Genomic DNA, 17,269 nt, shown 5'->3' on the forward strand with positions numbered 1-17,269 from the left:
GGGATTTCGCGGCCAGTACCATCGTGACGTGCTGTATCGCGCCTTCGTTGGCCTCGTCGACCGGCTGCCGCTCCCCTCGCTGCGGGTGCAGCGGCTCATCGCGCTCGCGGTGATCCTCAGTCAGGCCGGAATCTCGGTGACCGGCGCCGTCGTGCGCGTCACCGCCTCGGGCCTGGGCTGCCCGACCTGGCCGCAGTGCTTCCCCGGCAGCTTCACCCCGGTGGGGGTGTCGGAGGTGCCGGTCCTGCACCAGACCGTCGAGTTCGGCAACCGGATGCTCACCTTCGCGGTGACGCTGTGCGCCGCGCTGATCGTGCTCGCCGTGGTCAGGGCGCGGCGGCGGCGCGAGGTTCTCGTCTACGCGTGGCTGATGCCCGGTGGCACCGTCGTGCAGGCGATCATCGGCGGGATCACCGTGCGGACCGGCCTGCTGTGGTGGACCGTGGCCGTGCACCTGCTGGCCTCGATGGTGATGGTGTGGCTGGCGGTGGTGCTGTACGCCAAGATCGGCCAGCCCGACGACGGCATCGACACCGTCCAGGTCCCCACTCCCCTGCGCTGGCTCACCGCGCTGAGCGGCGTCGCCCTCGCCGGCGTGCTGATCGCGGGCACCCTGGTCACCGCGGCGGGCCCGCACGCGGGTGACAAGAGCATCGAGCGGCCGGTCGCCCGGCTCGAAGTCGAGATCGTCACGCTGGTGCACCTGCACTCGCAGCTGCTCGTCGGCTATCTGGCGCTGCTGATCGGCCTGGCCTTCGGCCTGTTCGCCGTCGGCATCACCCCGGCGATCCGCACCCGCCTGTACGTGCTGCTCGGCCTGGTGCTGTCGCAGTCCCTCGTCGGCATCGTCCAGTACTTCACCGACGTTCCCGCCGCGCTGGTCGCCCTCCACGTCGGTGGCGCGGCCGCGTGCACCGCGGCCACCGCCGCGCTGTGGGCCGCGCTGCGAATCCGCGAGACGGTGGACGCACCCGCCGCGGTGTCCCCGGCCGCCGCGCACTGACCTCCCACGACGACGACAGCCCGCGATCCGAGGATCGCGGGCTGTCGTGCGTTCGTGCCGGGCTCAGGCGCCGGCGAACAGCTTCCAGTTGCGCGCCTTGGGGAACTTGGTCTGATGGGCGACCCAGCCCGCCATCTTCTTCCAGTGCGACGCGGTCGGCGTCACCACGGAGACCAGCTCGCGGTTCCACTCGTCGGTCGCGGTGAGCCCGTCGACCCGCTCGACGAGGGCCTTCGCGGTCGCCAGGTCGGCCACCACCCGGTCACCGAGGATGCCGTCGGCGCCGACCAGCGTGATGCGCACGCCCTGCTCGCCGAGGTACTGCAGCACGGCCGTGCCCGAACCGCCGTGCTCGGCGACGAACTCGGCCACGGACTTCTCGACCTCGGCAGGCACCTTCACGGCGACCGGGGCGGCGGTGGTAGCACTCATGGCCGAGAGTTTACCGGCCGGTAGTCGCGAGTCCACCCCCGAGTGGCGTCGAACACGGGGTGTACAAAGGAGACTCATGCGCGCGATTCAGGTTTCCGAGCACGGTGGTCCCGAGGTCCTGCGGTACGTCGAGGTGGCTGATCCGCAGATCGGGCCCGGTCAGCTGCTGGTCGATACCCGGGGTGTCGGCGTCAACTACATCGACATCTACTTCCGCACCGGCCAGTACCCGCAGGCCACACCCTATATCCCGGGCTCGGAGGGCACCGGTGTCGTGACGGCGGTCGGCGCGGAGGTCACCGAGTTCGCGGTGGGCGACCGGGTCGCCTGGGCCGCGGCGCCGGGCAGCTACGCGGACCGGGTCGCCGTCGACGCGGCGGTGGCGGTGCGGGTACCCGACGGCGTCGACACGACCGTGGCGGCCGCCGCGCTGCTGCAGGGCATGACCGCCCACTACCTGGTGGAATCGGTGTTCCGGCCCGAGCCGGGCGACCCGGTGCTGATCCACGCGGGCGCGGGCGGGGTGGGCCTGCTGCTCACCCAGATGGCCGCCGCCAAGGGCGCGCGGGTGATCACCACCGTCTCCACCGACGACAAGGAGAAGCTGTCCCGCGAGGCGGGTGCCGCCGAGGTCCTGCGCTACGGCGACGACCTGGCCGCGCGGGTCCGCGAACTCACCGACGGCGAGGGCGTCGCCGCGGTCTACGACGGCGTCGGCGCGAGCACGTTCGAAGCCGGCCTCGCATCGCTGCGGGTACGGGGCACGCTGGCCCTGTTCGGCGCGGCCAGCGGCGCGGTCCCGCCGTTCGACCCGCAGCGCCTCAATCCCGCCGGTTCCCTGTGGCTGACCCGTCCGTCCCTGGGCGCTTACACCCGTACCCGCACCGAATTGCTGTGGCGCGCAACGGATGTCTTCGACGCCATCGCGGCGGGCACGCTGACCTTCCGCATCGGCGCGACCTACCCCCTCGCGGACGCGGCCCAGGCCCATCGGGATCTCGCCGCCCGCAAGACCACGGGTTCGCTGGTCCTGCTGCCCTAGGCACACGGCCCAGGAGCTGGCCGACCGGAACGCGCCCGCGCTGAGCCTGACCGATCTGTCCTGGGTCACGGTGTGGCGCCCCGACATCCGCCTCGCCGCGCGGTTGCGCGACGGCCGGATCCTGCTCGCGGGCGACGCCGCCCACGTCCACCCGCCGACCGGCGGCCAAGGCCTCGATACCGGGGTCCAGGACGCCGACAACCTCGGCTGGAAACTGGCGGCGGCGCTGGCGGGCGACCCGGCCCCGCTCGACACCTACGAGCCGGAACGCCGCACCGTCGCGGCCCGGGTCCGCGGCCTGAGCACCGAGCTGCTGGACAAGCTGGTCGAAGATTCGGCTCTTCGACCTCTTCCGCGGCCCGCACGCCACGCTGCTGCGTTTCGCGCCGACGACCGAGGCCGCGGGCACACCGCCGCCGTCCGGGCTCGCGGCGAACAACGCCTCCCTCCGCACGTGCCCCGTGCGCACGGTCGAGATCCGCCCCCGGCACGTCGGTGCTGATCCGCCCGGACGGACATCTCGCCCGCAGCTGGTGAGCCCGAGGTGGACCGACAACGACGGCGGCCGGGCAGTCACTGCCCGGCCGCCGTTCCTCCGAGAGAGCTACAGCCCGATGAACGAGCCCACCGTGTCCCAGCCGAGCACCGAGTCCACGGCCAGACCACAGAACACCACGGCCAGGTAGTTGTTCGACTGCAGGAACANCGATGAACGAGCCCACCGTGTCCCAGCCGAGCACCGAGTCCACGGCCAGACCACAGAACACCACGGCCAGGTAGTTGTTCGACTGCAGGAACAGCCGCAGCGGCTTCACCGACTCGCCGCGGCGCACCCCGGCGTAGAGCTGGTGCGCCATCAGCAGGAACCAAGCGCCCGCGACCAGCGCGACGGCGGCGTAGATGACACCGGTCGCCGGGACCAGGGCGAGCGTGGCCAGCACGGTCAGCCACGTGTAGATGACGATCTGCTTGGTCACGACCTGCTCGGTCGCGACCACCGGCAGCATCGGCACGCCCGCCGCGCGGTAGTCCTCCTTGTAGCGCATCGCCAGCGCCCAGGTGTGCGGCGGCGTCCAGAAGAAGATGACGGCGAACAGCACGATCGCGGGCCAGCCGATGGTGCCCGTGACCGCGGACCAGCCGACCAGAGCGGGCATGCAGCCCGCGGCGCCGCCCCAGACCACGTTCTGCGAGGTCCGGCGCTTGAGGCCCTTGGTGTAGACGAAGACGTAGAACAGGATCGTCGCGACGACCAGTACGCCGCTGAGCAGGTTGGCCTGCCACCACAGCCACGCGAACGAGATCGCGCCCAGGGCCACACCGAAGACGAGCGCGTGCCTGGTCGGCACCGCATCGCGGGCCAGCGGGCGCCGCGCGGTCCGCTTCATCACCTTGTCGATGTCGGCGTCGGCGACGCAGTTGAGGGTGTTGGCGCTGGCCGCGCCCATCCAGCCACCGAACAGGGTGACCAGGATCAGCCGGATGTCGACGGTGCCGCGATCGGCCAGCAGCATGGTCGGGATGGTGGCGACCAGCAACAGCTCGATGACGCGCGGCTTGGTGAGCGCGATGTAGGCCAGCGGCTTGCGCAGTACCTTGGAGACGAGACCGTCTCCGGTGAGGCGATCGGCCAGTGCCGTCGAGGAATTGTGCGCACCGCTACTACCCGGCTGGGGATCGATCCGCACTGTTTCTCCTCGCACGCTGTGCTTCGCATCCGGCATTGGAACGAGCAGCGCGCGGCTGCGGCGCGGCCACTACTACAGACGATGGTAGACCCACGCCGGTGCCGCTCCACGCCAGGGCCCCGCCACCGTGGGCGCGGTCACTGCGCCGTCGATGGCCTCGCGGCGGCCCCACCCGGTGGTGAACCGGCATCGACATGCAGGTGAACGGCACCGCGGACACGCCACCGTCCGGCGCGCCGATCGATGCCGCCCACACCGGGAGACGACGCCCGGGTCGGCACTAGACTCACAACCAGGGTTCGCGCCGGTCCCACCGAGCACCACCACTAGGGTATGGATGTACATCGGTACGCACCCCCGGCCGCGTGCGATCCGCATCAGACACCCATCGCCGCTGCCATGTATCGCCGTCGACGAAACCTAGGTCAGGAGAACCACGGTCGTGTCAGTCACAGACGACATTCGCGCCCTCACTCAGCGGAACTACCCCAGCGACTGGACGGACCTCGACACCAAGGCCGTCGACACCGCCCGCGTGCTCGCCGCCGACGCGGTGCAGAAGGCGGGCAACGGGCACCCCGGTACCGCGATGAGTCTCGCGCCGGTCGCCTACACGCTCTTCCAGCGCACCATGCGCCACGACCCGGCCGAGCCGCGCTGGGTGGGCCGCGACCGGTTCGTGCTCTCCTGTGGGCATTCCAGCCTCACCCTCTACGTGCAGCTGTACCTGGCCGGTTTCGGCCTGGAGCTGACCGACCTCGAGAACCTGCGCCAGTGGGGCTCGCTGACCCCGGGCCACCCCGAGTTCCGCCACACCGACGGCGTCGAGATCACCACCGGCCCGCTGGGGCAGGGTCTGGCCTCCGCGGTCGGCATGGCGATGGCCGCCCGCCGTGAGCGTGGCCTGTTCGATCCCGAGGCCGCGCCGGGCACCAGCCCGTTCGACCACTTCATCTACACCATCGCCTCCGACGGCGACCTGCAGGAGGGCGTCACCGCCGAGGCCTCCTCGATCGCGGGCACCCAGCAGCTGGGCAACCTCGTGGTGATCTACGACGACAACGAGATCTCCATCGAGGACGACACCGACATCGCCTTCACCGAGGACGTCGCCAAGCGCTACGAGGCCTACGGCTGGCACGTGCAGATCGTCGAGGGCGGCGAGGACGTCGTGGCGATCGAGGCGGCCATCGCGGCGGCCAAGGCCGAGACCGGCAAGCCGTCGATCATCATCCTGCGCACCATCATCGGCTTCCCCGCGCCGAACAAGATGAACACCGGTGGCGTGCACGGCGCGGCGCTGGGCCCCGACGAGGTCGCCGCCGTGAAGAAGGCGCTCGGCTTCGATCCCGAGAAGTCCTTCGACGTCGACCCGGCCGTCATCGAGCACACCCGTGCGGCCCTCGGCCGCGGCGCCGAGGCGAAGGCGAAGTGGCAGCAGAGCTTCGACGCGTGGGCCGAGGCCAACCCGTCGAACAAGTCGCTGTTCGACCGCCTGCAGGCCCGTGCGCTGCCCCAGGGCTGGGTCGAGGCGCTGCCGACCTTCGAGACCGACCCGAAGGGCATGGCCACCCGCAAGGCGTCGGGCAAGTTCCTCGCCGCCGTCGCCGACGAGCTGCCGGAGCTGTGGGGCGGTTCGGCCGACCTGGCCGAGTCCAACAACACCACCATGCCCAACCAGCCGAGCTTCGGCCCGGAGTCGATCTCGACCGGCATGTGGAAGGCGCAGCCCTACGGCCGCACCCTGCACTTCGGTATCCGTGAGCACGCGATGGGCTCGATCCTCAACGGCATCGCGCTGCACGGCCCGACCCGCCCCTACGGCGGCACCTTCCTGGTGTTCTCCGACTACATGCGCCCGGCCGTGCGCCTGGCCGCGCTGATGCGGGTGCCCGCCATCTACGTCTGGACCCACGACTCCATCGGTCTCGGCGAGGACGGCCCCACCCACCAGCCGATCGAACACCTGGCCGCGCTGCGCGCGATTCCCGGCCTCAACGTGGTCCGGCCCGGCGACGCCAACGAGACCGTGCACGCCTGGCGCACCATCCTCGAGCGCGACTCCGACGAGCACACCTCGCACTTCGCGACCTACGACGCGCCGCACCAGGACGGCCCGTCCGCGCTGGCGCTGACCCGTCAGGACGTCCCGACCCTGGCCGGCACCAGCTACGAGGGTGTCAAGAAGGGCGGCTACATCCTGGCCGAGGCCTCCACCGGCACCCCGCAGGTCATCCTGATCGGCACCGGTTCCGAGCTCCAGCTCGCCGTCGCCGCGCGCACTACGCTGGAGGAGCAGGGCATCCCGACCCGTGTGGTCTCGATGCCGTGCGTGGAATGGTTCGACGCGCAGGAGCAGGGGTACCGCGACGAGGTGCTGCCGCCCTCGGTGCGCGCCCGGGTGGCCGTCGAGGCCGGTATCGCGATGCCGTGGCACCGGTTCGTCGGCGACGCGGGTGAGGTCGTCGGGATCGAGCACTTCGGCGCCTCCGCCAACTTCAAGAAGCTGTACTCCGAGTTCGGTATCACCGCCGATGCCGTCGTCGCCGCCGCACTGCGTTCGACCGACAAGGTGAAGGGGTAAAACCAATGGCACAGAACGAGAATCTCGCCGCGCTCTCGGCCGCGGGGGTCTCGGTGTGGCTCGACGACCTGTCCCGTGATCGGATCAAGTCCGGCAATCTCGCCGACCTGATCGCGACCCGCAGCGTCGTCGGTGTCACCACGAACCCGAGCATCTTCCAGGCCGCGCTGAGCCAGGGCCACGACTACGACGGTCAGCTGACAGAGCTGGCCGCTCAGGGCGCCGACGCCGACGCCGCGATCCGCACCATGACCACCGACGACGTGCGCGCCGCCTGCGACGTGCTCGCCCCGGTGTTCGAGGCCAGCAACGGTGTCGACGGTCGGGTGTCGATCGAGGTCGACCCGCGCTTCGCCTTCGACGCGGACAAGACTGTCGCCCAGGCCATCGAGCTGTGGAAGATCGTCGACCGCAAGAACCTGTTCATCAAGATCCCGGCCACCGAGGCGGGCCTGCCCGCCATCACCGCGGTGATCGGCGAGGGCATCAGCGTCAACGTGACGCTGATCTTCTCGGTGCCGCGCTACCGCGCGGTGATGGGCGCCTACCTCGACGGCCTGCGCAACGCCAAGATCGGCGGCCACGACCTGGCCAAGATCCATTCCGTCGCTTCGTTCTTCGTCTCGCGCGTGGACACCGAGATCGACAAGCGTCTCGAGGCCATCGGCACCCCCGAGGCCCTGGCGCTGCGCGGCAAGGCCGGCGTCGCGAACGCCCGGCTCGCCTACGCCGAGTACCAGGACGTGTTCGACGGTGGGGCGCACACCTCCACCTACAACCACCTGGCCGCGCAGGGCGCCAACCGGCAGCGGCCGCTGTGGGCTTCGACCGGCGTGAAGAACCCGGACTACTCGGACACCCTCTACGTCACCGAGCTGGTCGGCCCGAACACCGTGAACACGCTGCCGGAGAAGACGTTGCAGGCCTTCGCCGATCACGGCGAGGTGCGCGGCGACACCCTCAGCGGTCTGGCCGTGGCGGCCGCGCAGGTCTTCGCCGACCTGAGCGCGGTCGGCATCGACCTCGACGACGTGTTCGCCCTGCTCGAGCGCGAGGGCGTCGACAAGTTCGAGGCGGCCTGGAACGAACTGCTGGAAGCCACCACCGGCGAGCTGAACTCCGCGGCGGCGGGGGGCAACTGACCCGATGGCCGGCACAGCATCGACGGATCAGGCGGGGCTGTGGCATAACCCGCTGCGCGACGAACGAGACAAACGGGTTCCCTTCATCGCGGGCCCCTGCTGCATGGTGATCTTCGGTGTCACCGGAGATCTGTCCCGCAAGAAGCTGATGCCGGCCATCTACGACCTCGCGAACCAGGGCCTGTTGCCGCCCGGGTTCGCCCTGGTCGGCTTCGCCCGGCGCGACTACGCCGACGAAGACTTCGCCGCCGTCGTCCTCGACGCGGTGAAACAGCACGCGCGCACCCCCTTCCGCCAGGAGGTCTGGGACCACCTGGCGGAGGGGCTGCGGTTCGTCCAGGGCAGTTTCGACGACGACGCCGCCTTCGCGACGCTCGCCGACACCCTGCGCACCCTGGACGCCACCCGCGGCACCGGCGGCAACTACGCCTTCTACCTGTCGATCCCACCGAACATGTTCCCGGTGGTGCTCGACCAGCTCTCCGAGCACAAGCTCGCCCAGCCCGCCGGCACCGACGCCGACGGCTACCTGCCGTGGCGCCGGGTGGTGATCGAGAAGCCCTTCGGCCACGACCTGGCCAGCGCCAAGGAACTCAACGCGCTGGTCAACCGGGTGTTCCCGGAGGAGCAGGTCTTCCGCATCGACCACTATCTCGGCAAGGAGACGGTGCAGAACATCCTGGCGCTGCGCTTCGCCAACGAGTTGTTCGAGCCGCTCTGGAACGCCAACTACGTCGACAGCGTGCAGATCACCATGGCCGAGGACATCGGCCTGGGCGGACGCGCCGGGTACTACGACGGCATCGGCGCCGCCCGTGACGTCATCCAGAACCATCTGCTGCAGCTGCTGGCGCTCACCGCGATGGAGGAACCCACCTCCTTCGAGCCCCAGCAGCTGACCACCGAGAAGATCAAGGCGCTCTCGGCCACCAAACTCGTCGAGCCGCTGGACGAGACGACCGCGCGCGGCCAGTACACCGAGGGGTGGCAGGGCAGCGAGCACGTGGTCGGCCTGCACGAGGAGGAGGGTTTCGATCCGCAGTCGCGGACCGAGACCTACGCCGCGATCACCCTGCACGTGGAGAACCGCCGCTGGGCCGGTGTCCCGTTCTATCTGCGCACCGGAAAACGCCTGGGCCGCAGGGTCACCGAGATCGCGGTGATCTTCAAGCGCGCCCCGCACCTGCCCTTCGACCAGACGATGACCGAGGAGCTCGGCCAGAACGCGCTGGTCATCCGGGTGCAGCCGGACGAGGGCATCACCCTGCGCTTCGGTTCCAAGGTGCCGGGCTCGGGCATGGAAGTGCGCGACGTGAACATGGACTTCAGCTACGGCGAGGCGTTCACCGAATCCTCCCCCGAGGCCTACGAGCGGCTGATCCTGGACGTGCTGCTCGGCGTGCCCTCACTGTTCCCGGTCAACGCGGAGGTCGAATTGTCCTGGCGCATCCTCGATCCGGTGCTCGCGCACTGGGCCGCCGAGGGCAAGCCCGAACCCTACGAGGCCGGCACCTGGGGTCCGGTCTCGGCCGAGGAGATGCTCGCGCGCAGCGGGCGGGAGTGGCGGCGCCCGTGATCGTCGACATGCCCGACACCACCACGGTCGATGTGGCCAAGAAGATGGTGCAGCTGCGCGAGACCAACGGCGTCATCACCCAGGGCCGGGTGCTCACCCTGGTGGTCTGCACCCTGGACTCCTCCGAGGCCGAGGACGCGATCGACGCCGCCAACGACGCCAGCCGCGAGCACCCCTGCCGGGTGATCGTGCTGGCCCGCGGTGACCGCGACGCCGACACCCGCCTCGACGCCCAGATCCGGGTCGGCGGCGACGCCGGCGCGGCCGAGGTGATCGTGCTGCGGTTGCAGGGTCCGCTGGTGAACCACGAGAGCAGCGTCGTCACCCCGTTCCTGCTGCCCGACACCCCGGTGGTGGCGTGGTGGCCGCGCGGCGCGCCGGAGTTCCCGTCGATGGACTCGGTGGGCAAGCTGGCCAAGCGCCGGATCACCGACGCCACCTTCGCGCCCGATCCGCAGGCCGCGATCAAGAAGCGCCGCTACTCCTACGCGGTGGGCGACACCGATCTGGCGTGGAGCCGGATCACCTACTGGCGGGCGCTGCTGGCCGCCGCGCTCGACGAGCCGCCGTTCGAACCGGTCACCTCGGTGACCGTGTCGGGCCTGGCCAGTGAGCCCGCGCTGGACACCCTGGCGGGCTGGCTGGCCGCGCGACTGAACTGTCCCGTCGTCCGCAAGACGGGCGAGCTGCGGGTGGAACTGCACCGCGGCACGGATTCGATCGCCATCAGCCGACCGCAACTAGGAAGGACCGCCACGCTGACCCGCACCGGTGAACCCGACCAGCGCATCGCGCTGGCGCGCCGGGAAACTCGCGACTGCCTCGCCGAGGAACTGCGCCGGCTCGACGCCGACGAGATCTACGCCGAGGCGCTCGCCGGAATCGAGAAGGTGACCTATGAGTGACCACATCGACGTGCACGACGAGCTCGGCGCCGAATTCCCCGCCAACACCATCGAAGTCCACGACGACCCCGACGGTCTGGCCGATGCCGCGGCCGAGCGCTTCGTCGACGTGATCGTCGCCGCCCAGGCCGAGCGCGGCACCGCCTCGGTGGCGCTCACCGGCGGCAGCGACGGCATCCGGCTGCTGGAGCGGGTCCGGCAGAACCCGGGCGACATCGACTGGTCGGCCCTCTACGTCTACTGGGGCGACGAGCGTTTCGTGCCCGACGGCGACCCGGACCGCAACGAGCTGCAGGCCAGGCAGGCGCTGCTCGACTTCGTCCCGCTGAACCCCGCGCACGTGTTCCCGATCGCCCCGTCCGACGGGACCTACGGCTCTCCGGAGGCCGCGGCGGCCGCATACGCGCAGATCGTGCACACCGAGCTCGACGAGCGCGGCGAGTTCGACCTGACCGTGCTCGGCATGGGTCCCGAGGGGCACATCAACTCGCTGTTCCCGCATTCCCCGGCGATCAGGGAGACCACGGATTACGTTGTGGCGGTTCACGACTGCCCGAAGCCGCCGCCCACCCGGGTCTCGCTGACGTTGCCGGCGATCCATCGCTCCCGCCACGTCATGCTGGTGGTCAGCGGGGTCGGTAAGGCGGCCGCGGTCGCCGCCGCCGTCAACGGGGCCTCCCCCGACGACGTCCCGTCGGCCGGCGCGGTCGGCATCGAATCGACCACCTGGGTCGTCGACGAGGCCGCCGCCGCCGACCTGCTCCTCGACGAGGAGTAATCGCGTCGCCGAAGGGCCGGGTCCCGCTGGGCCCGGCCCTTTCGCGTGCGCACCCTGCCTGCCGGCGCCGACGACACATCGATATCGTCGGGGGTGTTCCACGGCCGAAAGGGTGACCATCAGCATGATCCAGACCGAGACGGTGACGATTCCGGCCCATGTGCACGGCTATCCCCAGGTGGCGTTCGGCGGTTACGTCGCCGGACTGCTGGCCCGCCGCTCCGGCGCCGAGACCGTGCGCGTCGATTTCCGCCGCGCGGTCCCGATCGAGACGCCGATCGCCCTGCCCACCGCCGAACCGGGACACGCGATCCTGACCGACGCCGCCGGTGCCGTCCTGGCTCAGGCCGCTCCCGCCACTCTCGACATCACCGCGCCGCCCGGCCCGTCCTGGTCGGCGGCCAAGCGCGCGGCCGACGCCGCGCTCGCGAGCCCGCACCGCCCGGTCACCGACTGCTTCGGCTGTGGTGTGGAGTGCTCCCCCGGCCACGGTCTGCGTCTGTTCCCCTGGCCGGTCCCGGACCGGCCGATGGTCGCCGCCGCGTGGACACCCGACCTGAGCCTCGCCGACGACTCCGGCGAACTGCCACCGGAGATCGTCTGGTCCGCTCTCGACTGCCCCGGCGGCATCGCCGCCTGGACGTTCCAGAAGATGGCCCGCGGCGCGGTCACCGCGGCTCTCACCGCCACCCGATTCCGGCCGGTCCCGGCAGGGGCGGAGTACATCACCCACGCCTGGGCGATCCGCAGCGAGGGCCGCAAACACACGGTGGGCGTTGCCCTTTCCACCCGCGACGGCGACCTCTGCGCCCTCGCGGAGGCCCTGTGGGTCGTCCCCCGCGAGCAGACACCGCCGCCTGCCGAGCAGTAGCGCCCGCTCAGGCGGCCCGATCGCCGAGCCGAGCCCGTTCGACGACACCGACGGCAGGTGCTGGTGCCGCGACCACGACATCCACCGGTCGACCTCGCGTGAACGCCCTGGTTCGACCACCGGAGCGCCTAGCATCGGAGTCCTGGGCAGGCCGGCGGAACGGACGTCGACTCGACTCGAGCGAGGAGTGCTGACGATGCGCGAGATTCGTGGAGTCGCCGCTTCGGGTCGGGTTCGACCATGAGCGGGCCGGTCGACCTCGACGCGGCATTCCGTACCGCCCTCACGGAGCTGACGGTCCCGCTGCGCACCGACGGGCCGCCGGCGATCGACGCGGCCGTCGGGATCGAGATCTTCGAATCCCAGGTCACCAGCAGGCATCTCGACCTGACCGCGCGCCGGCTCGGCGCCGCCCGGCAGGGGTATTACAGCATCGGATCCTCGGGACACGAGGGCAACGCGGCGGTGGCGGCGGCTCTGCGCGTCGACGACCCCGCCCTGCTGCACTACCGCTCCGGCGCCTTCTTCGTACAGCGGTGCCGCCGGGTGATCGGCCTCGACCCGATCCGGGACGTGCTGCTCGGTGTCGTCGCCGCGGCCGCCGATCCCATCTCCGGTGGCCGGCACAAGGTCTTCGGCAGCAAGCAGGCCGCGATCATCCCGCAGACCTCGACGATCGCCTCGCACCTACCGCGCGCCGTCGGTCTGGCCTTCGCGCTGGATCGGGCCGCGCGCCAGGAGGTGGCGTGCCCGTGGCCGGCCGACGCGGTGGTGGTGTGCAGTTTCGGTGACGCCTCGGCCAACCATTCCACCGCGGCGGGGGCGATCAACGCCGCCGTGCACGCGTCGCACCAGGGCGTGCCGATGCCGATCGTGTTCGTCTGCGAGGACAACGGTCTGGGCATCAGCGTGCCGACACCGCCGGACTGGATCGAACGCGACTACGGTCCCCGGCCGGGCCTGACCTACCTCGCCGCCGACGGCTGCGAGCTGCCCGACGTCCTCGGTGCCGCCGACGACGCGGTGCATCTCGCGCGGACCTGGCGGGTGCCGGTCTTCCTGCACCTGCGCACGGTGCGGCTGGGCGGGCACGCGGGCTCCGATGTCGAGGCGGCCTATCGCGGCCCGGCCGAGATCGCCGCCGACCTGGCCCGCGATCCGCTGCTCGGCACCGCCCGCTACCTGGTGTCCGCCGGGATCGCCGACACCGCCGACCTGCTGGCCCGCTACGACCGCGTCGGCGGGGTCGTGCGGGAGACGGCCGAGAAGGTGGTGCGCGAACCCCGCCTGAGCTCGGCGGGCGCGGTCACCGCGCCGCTGGCGCCCGCCACCCCCGACGCGGTCCGGGCCGATGTGCTGCGGGGCCACGCCGATTCACCGGTGCCACCGATGACGCTGGCCCAATCGATCAACCACACCCTGGGCGAACTGCTGGCCCGTGATCGCGACGTGCTGGTCTTCGGCGAGGACGTCGGTCGCAAGGGCGGGGTCTACGGCGTCACCAAGGGGCTGCGCAAACGGTTCGGCGCGCGCCGGGTCTTCGACACGTTGCTCGACGAACAGAGCATCCTCGGGACCGCGCTGGGCACCGCGCTGGCGGGCTTCGTGCCCATTCCGGAGATCCAGTACCTGGCCTATGTCCACAATGCCGCCGATCAGATCCGGGGTGAGGCGGCGACGCTGTCGTTCTTCTCGAAGGGGCAGTACCGCAATCCGATGGTGGTACGGATCGCGGGGCTCGCCTATCAGAAGGGCTTCGGCGGCCACTTCCACAACGACGATTCCCTGGCGGCGCTGCGGGACATCCCCGGCGTCGTGCTGGCCGTACCCGCCCGCGCCGACGACGCGGCGGCGATGCTGCGGACCTGTGTCGCCGCCGCCAGGGTCGACGGCCGCGTATGCCTGTTCGTCGAGCCGATCGCGCTGTACCACACCCGGGATCTGCATCCCGGCGACGAATCCTGGCTCGCCGCACCGACATCCGACCATGTCCCGATCGGCCGCGCCCGCGGCTACGGGGAAGGCACCGATCTCACCGTGGTCACCTTCGGCAACGGGGTGCCGATGAGCCTCCGTTCCGCGGATCGGCTGGCCGCGCAGGGGATCCGGGTGCGGGTCCTGGATCTGCGCTGGCTCAATCCGCTCCCGGTCGCCGACCTACTCCACCACGCCGAGGCGAGCGGACGCGTGCTCGTCGCCGACGAGACCCGCCGCAGCGGCGGGGTGTCGGAATCGGTGTTCGCGGCCCTCGTCGACGCGGGATTCCAGGGCACGCTCGCCCGCGTCACCAGCGCGGACAGCTTCGTTCCACTCGGCCCGGCGGCGGACACGGTCCTGCTGAGCGAGGACGCCATCGAGGCCGCGGCACAGCGGGTCGTCTGGTCGGTGCGCTGACGACCTCGGCGCAGACGAAAACCTGCCGTCACGCGGTGCGTGGCGGCAGGGTCGAGCGCGGAGTTCGGGCGAACTCAGGCGAACTTGATCTCCAGGCCGATGCCGAGGATCGCGATCAGCCAGACCAGGCCGACGAAGATCGTGATGCGGTCGAGGTTCTTCTCGACCACGGTGGAGCCGGACAGGCTCGACTGGACGCCGCCACCGAACAGGCTGGACAAGCCGCCGCCCTTGGCGCGGTGCAGCAGCACCAGCAGCACCAACAGCACGCTGGTGATCACAAGGAGGATATCGAGGAACAGCGACATGGCGACCATCCTATGGGGTCGACGGGCGGTGGGTCTAACCAGGCTCGACCGCGACCAGGTGGGAGACCGTCTGCGCCCCGGCCGACCAGCCCGCGACCATCAGCTCGATCTCCTCGTCGCGCGCGGTCAGGCGGACCCGATGCTGGTGCATGTGCTCGGCCCACGACCGCACGACGAACGCCTCGACGAATCGGTCGACGGTGCCGACATCTCGGTAGAGCCGCCATTCCATCGCCCCGGTGCGCTGGCGGGACCGCCCGACCAGCGCCATCGACTCGGTGAACACCGCGACGTCCTCGGGCGGCACGTCGTAGCCGCGCATCACCAGGACCGGGCCGTCCTCCGGGTCGGGTTCGACGACGAGCTGCGGTTCCGGCCAGAAGGCCGCCGGGGAGAGGTCGATCTCCTCCACGTTGTGCCGGATCGGCCACCACACCGTGCTCACCGCGCAGCAGGCCAGCAGGACCGCCGCGATCAGCAGCGCCGCCACCGCACCGTACGCGCCGGCGACCAGGCCCCACAGCAGTGAGCCGATGGCCTGCCCACCCATGAACACCAGCATGTACACCGACAGCCCGCGGGCCCGCACCCAGGCGGGCAACAGCAGCTGCATCGTCGAGTTCAGCGTCGACATCGCCAGCAGCCAGGCCAGCCCCGCCCCGATCAGCAGGATCAGCACGACCGGCACGCTGGGCACCAGCGCGGTCGCCACCGCGCCGAGTCCGAACAGCACCGCCGCCAGCGCGAGCCGCTGGGTGGGCGTGAACAGCACCCGCAGCCGGGACAGCGCCAGCGCGCCGCAGACGGCGCCGAGTCCGAGCGCGCCGAGCAGCAAACCGTAGCCGTCGGAGGCCAGGCCCAGCCGATCGTGCGCGATCACCGGCAGCAGCGACCACACCGCGCTCGCCGGCGCGATGAACAGGATGGCGCGAAAGAGCACCCGCCGGATCGCGGGCGCCGCGCGGATGAACCGGGTGCCCGCCTGCAGCGCCGCGAGCGGACGTTCGCTGGGCAGGATGCGCGGCCGCGTCGGCCACGTCGACATCAGCAGCACCACGACGATGCCGACGAACGAGACGGTGTTGAACCCGAAGACCACTGTCGGCCCGGCGATCGAGACGATCACACCGGCCACCGCGGGCCCCACCGCGCGGCCGATATTGACGCTCATGCTGCCCAGCGCCGCCGCGGAGGTGATCTGGTCGCGCGGCACCAGCTCGGGCTGGATCGCCTGCCAGGCGGGCGCGGTGAGCGCCTGTCCACAGCCGAGCAGGAACAGCAGGGTCAGCAGGACCGCGGGCGTCGTGTGTCCGGTCGCGGTGGACACGGTGAGGGTCAGCGAGGCCAGCGCCATGCCGGTCTGCGCACCGATCAGCAGTCTGCGCCGGTCGACCAGATCGGCGAGCACCCCGGACGGGATGGACAGCAGCATCACCGGCAGCGCGAGCGCGGTCTGCACGAACGACACCAGGGCCGCCGCGTTCGGCGCGTCGACCAGGATCCACTGCGCGCCGACCGTCTGCATCCAGGTGCCCAGATTCGACACCAGCTGCGCGATCCACAGCGCCCGGTACACCGGCGACCGCAACGGCGCCCACGTCGACACCGGTTCGGCCGCCACGCTGCTCACCCGCCGAGCATATCCCTGGCGAACGGCCGGGAACGGGTGCGCAACGGTGCGCGACCCGGTGCGGTCGGACGACGGATTCGCCGCACCCCGAGACGTACGATGGGCGACATGTCGGCAACACTGATCCGTCTCGCCGCGCTCTGTGTGCTCGCCACCGCCGCGGCCACGGCCTGTTCGTCCGCCGAGGAGCCGAAGGCACCCGACGACACGGCCACCCCGATGGGACACACGTATATCTCCACCGAGGTCGACGGCGACACGATCCCCGGCGGCGGCCCGATGACGCTGACCTTCGCCGACGGCCGTATCTCGGCGAACTCCGGCTGCAACACCAGCAGCGGCACCGTCGACCTGAGCGACCACGTCCTGCGCACGTCCCCGCTGGCGGGCACCATGATGGCGTGCGCCGGCGAGCGCGGCCGCGCCGACGCCTGGCAGAACACTTTCCTGGAGTCCGCCCCCACCTGGCGCCTCGACGGCGACAAACTGACACTGACCGGCACGTCGGTCACCGTCCATCTCACCGACAAGAAGATCGTCACCCCGGACAAGCCGCTGACCGGCACCACCTGGGTGGTCACCACGCTGATCACGCCGCAGGGACAGGTCCGCTCCACCACCCTCGACGAAGTGAGCCCGAACCTGACGATCGGCGAGGGCGGCACCGTCAACGGCATGGCCGGCTGCAACCGGATGACCGGCACGGCCGGCGTCGGCCCCGGCGACGCGGTGAACTTCGCGATCGCCACCACCAAGATGATGTGCGCGCCGGAGGTCATGGAGGTCGAGAGCAGCGTGCTCCGCGCCCTCGACGGCCGCACGACCGCCACCATCGACGGCGACACCCTCACCCTGCGCAACGACAACGGCAACGGCCTGGTCCTGCACGCGCAGTAGCGGCGAACGACACAGGGCC

The 17,269-nt window shown here is 70.9% G+C and carries 13 protein-coding genes and 2 pseudogenes; 11 read left to right on the plus strand and 4 right to left on the minus strand.

The features are described 5' to 3' along the window. Window positions 1-28 precede the first annotated feature (28 nt). Entirely contained in the window at window positions 29-1,003 is a 975-nt protein-coding gene (locus tag V8688_RS13600; RefSeq protein ID WP_218718240.1) for a heme A synthase, read from the plus strand. Between the two features lie 63 nt (window positions 1,004-1,066). On the opposite strand, the gene V8688_RS13605 is transcribed toward V8688_RS13600, so the two are convergent. Beyond that, window positions 1,067-1,435, minus strand: coding sequence for a hypothetical protein (locus V8688_RS13605; protein ID WP_218718241.1), 369 nt, complete (start codon window positions 1,433-1,435; stop codon window positions 1,067-1,069). Window positions 1,436-1,511: 76 nt separating this feature from the next. Between V8688_RS13605 and V8688_RS13610 the strand changes: the two genes are divergently transcribed. After that, the gene (locus V8688_RS13610) at window positions 1,512-2,477 is read left to right on the plus strand and encodes a quinone oxidoreductase (RefSeq protein ID WP_316575301.1); all 966 of its coding nucleotides are present in this window, start codon (window positions 1,512-1,514) and stop codon (window positions 2,475-2,477) included. A 55-nt stretch (window positions 2,478-2,532) separates the two neighbouring features. Beyond that, a pseudogene (locus V8688_RS13615) lies at window positions 2,533-3,163 on the plus strand (FAD-dependent monooxygenase); the annotation flags it as partial. A 24-nt stretch (window positions 3,164-3,187) separates the two neighbouring features. Here the strand turns inward: V8688_RS13615 and V8688_RS13620 are convergent. Next, window positions 3,188-4,165, minus strand: a pseudogene (locus tag V8688_RS13620) (heme o synthase); the annotation flags it as partial. 442 nt (window positions 4,166-4,607) lie between these two features. On the opposite strand from V8688_RS13620, the gene tkt reads away from it, so the two are divergent. The 7 genes from tkt (at window position 4,608) to V8688_RS13655 (ending at window position 14,415) form a co-directional block, all read left to right on the plus strand. Further along, on the plus strand, window positions 4,608-6,749 hold the full coding sequence (gene tkt, locus V8688_RS13625) for a transketolase (RefSeq protein WP_218718244.1): 2,142 nt from the start codon (window positions 4,608-4,610) through the stop codon (window positions 6,747-6,749). 5 nt (window positions 6,750-6,754) lie between these two features. Further along, complete coding sequence (gene tal, locus V8688_RS13630) at window positions 6,755-7,891, plus strand: transaldolase (RefSeq protein ID WP_342800933.1); 1,137 nt, start codon at window positions 6,755-6,757, stop codon at window positions 7,889-7,891. A 4-nt stretch (window positions 7,892-7,895) separates the two neighbouring features. After that, on the plus strand, window positions 7,896-9,467 hold the full coding sequence (gene zwf / locus V8688_RS13635) for a glucose-6-phosphate dehydrogenase (protein WP_218718246.1): 1,572 nt from the start codon (window positions 7,896-7,898) through the stop codon (window positions 9,465-9,467). Beyond that, entirely contained in the window at window positions 9,464-10,372 is a 909-nt protein-coding gene (opcA, locus tag V8688_RS13640; RefSeq protein ID WP_218718247.1) for a glucose-6-phosphate dehydrogenase assembly protein OpcA, read from the plus strand. Before zwf ends, opcA begins: the two co-directional genes overlap by 4 nt. Beyond that, window positions 10,365-11,150 (plus strand): 6-phosphogluconolactonase, encoded by a 786-nt coding sequence (gene pgl / locus V8688_RS13645; RefSeq protein WP_218718248.1) that lies wholly within the window; start codon window positions 10,365-10,367, stop codon window positions 11,148-11,150. The genes opcA and pgl overlap by 8 nt, the downstream gene beginning before the upstream one ends. A gap of 112 nt (window positions 11,151-11,262) precedes the next feature. After that, window positions 11,263-12,021 (plus strand): hypothetical protein, encoded by a 759-nt coding sequence (locus tag V8688_RS13650; RefSeq protein WP_342800934.1) that lies wholly within the window; start codon window positions 11,263-11,265, stop codon window positions 12,019-12,021. A 240-nt stretch (window positions 12,022-12,261) separates the two neighbouring features. Continuing rightward, on the plus strand, window positions 12,262-14,415 hold the full coding sequence (locus V8688_RS13655; protein WP_342800935.1) for a thiamine pyrophosphate-dependent enzyme: 2,154 nt from the start codon (window positions 12,262-12,264) through the stop codon (window positions 14,413-14,415). Between the two features lie 74 nt (window positions 14,416-14,489). Here V8688_RS13655 and secG read toward each other — a convergent pair whose 3' ends face one another. Next, a complete protein-coding gene (gene secG / locus V8688_RS13660) occupies window positions 14,490-14,723 on the minus strand; it encodes a preprotein translocase subunit SecG (protein ID WP_218718250.1) in 234 nt (77 codons plus the stop codon). A gap of 34 nt (window positions 14,724-14,757) precedes the next feature. Then, window positions 14,758-16,353, minus strand: coding sequence for an MFS transporter (locus tag V8688_RS13665; protein WP_308248465.1), 1,596 nt, complete (start codon window positions 16,351-16,353; stop codon window positions 14,758-14,760). A gap of 108 nt (window positions 16,354-16,461) precedes the next feature. On the opposite strand from V8688_RS13665, the gene V8688_RS13670 reads away from it, so the two are divergent. Then, entirely contained in the window at window positions 16,462-17,250 is a 789-nt protein-coding gene (locus V8688_RS13670; RefSeq protein ID WP_255587655.1) for an META domain-containing protein, read from the plus strand. Window positions 17,251-17,269: the final 19 nt, after the last annotated feature.

The sequence above is a fragment of the Nocardia sp. No.11 genome, assembly GCF_038752175.1.
Classification (GTDB): Bacteria; Actinomycetota; Actinomycetes; order Mycobacteriales; family Mycobacteriaceae; genus Nocardia; species Nocardia canadensis.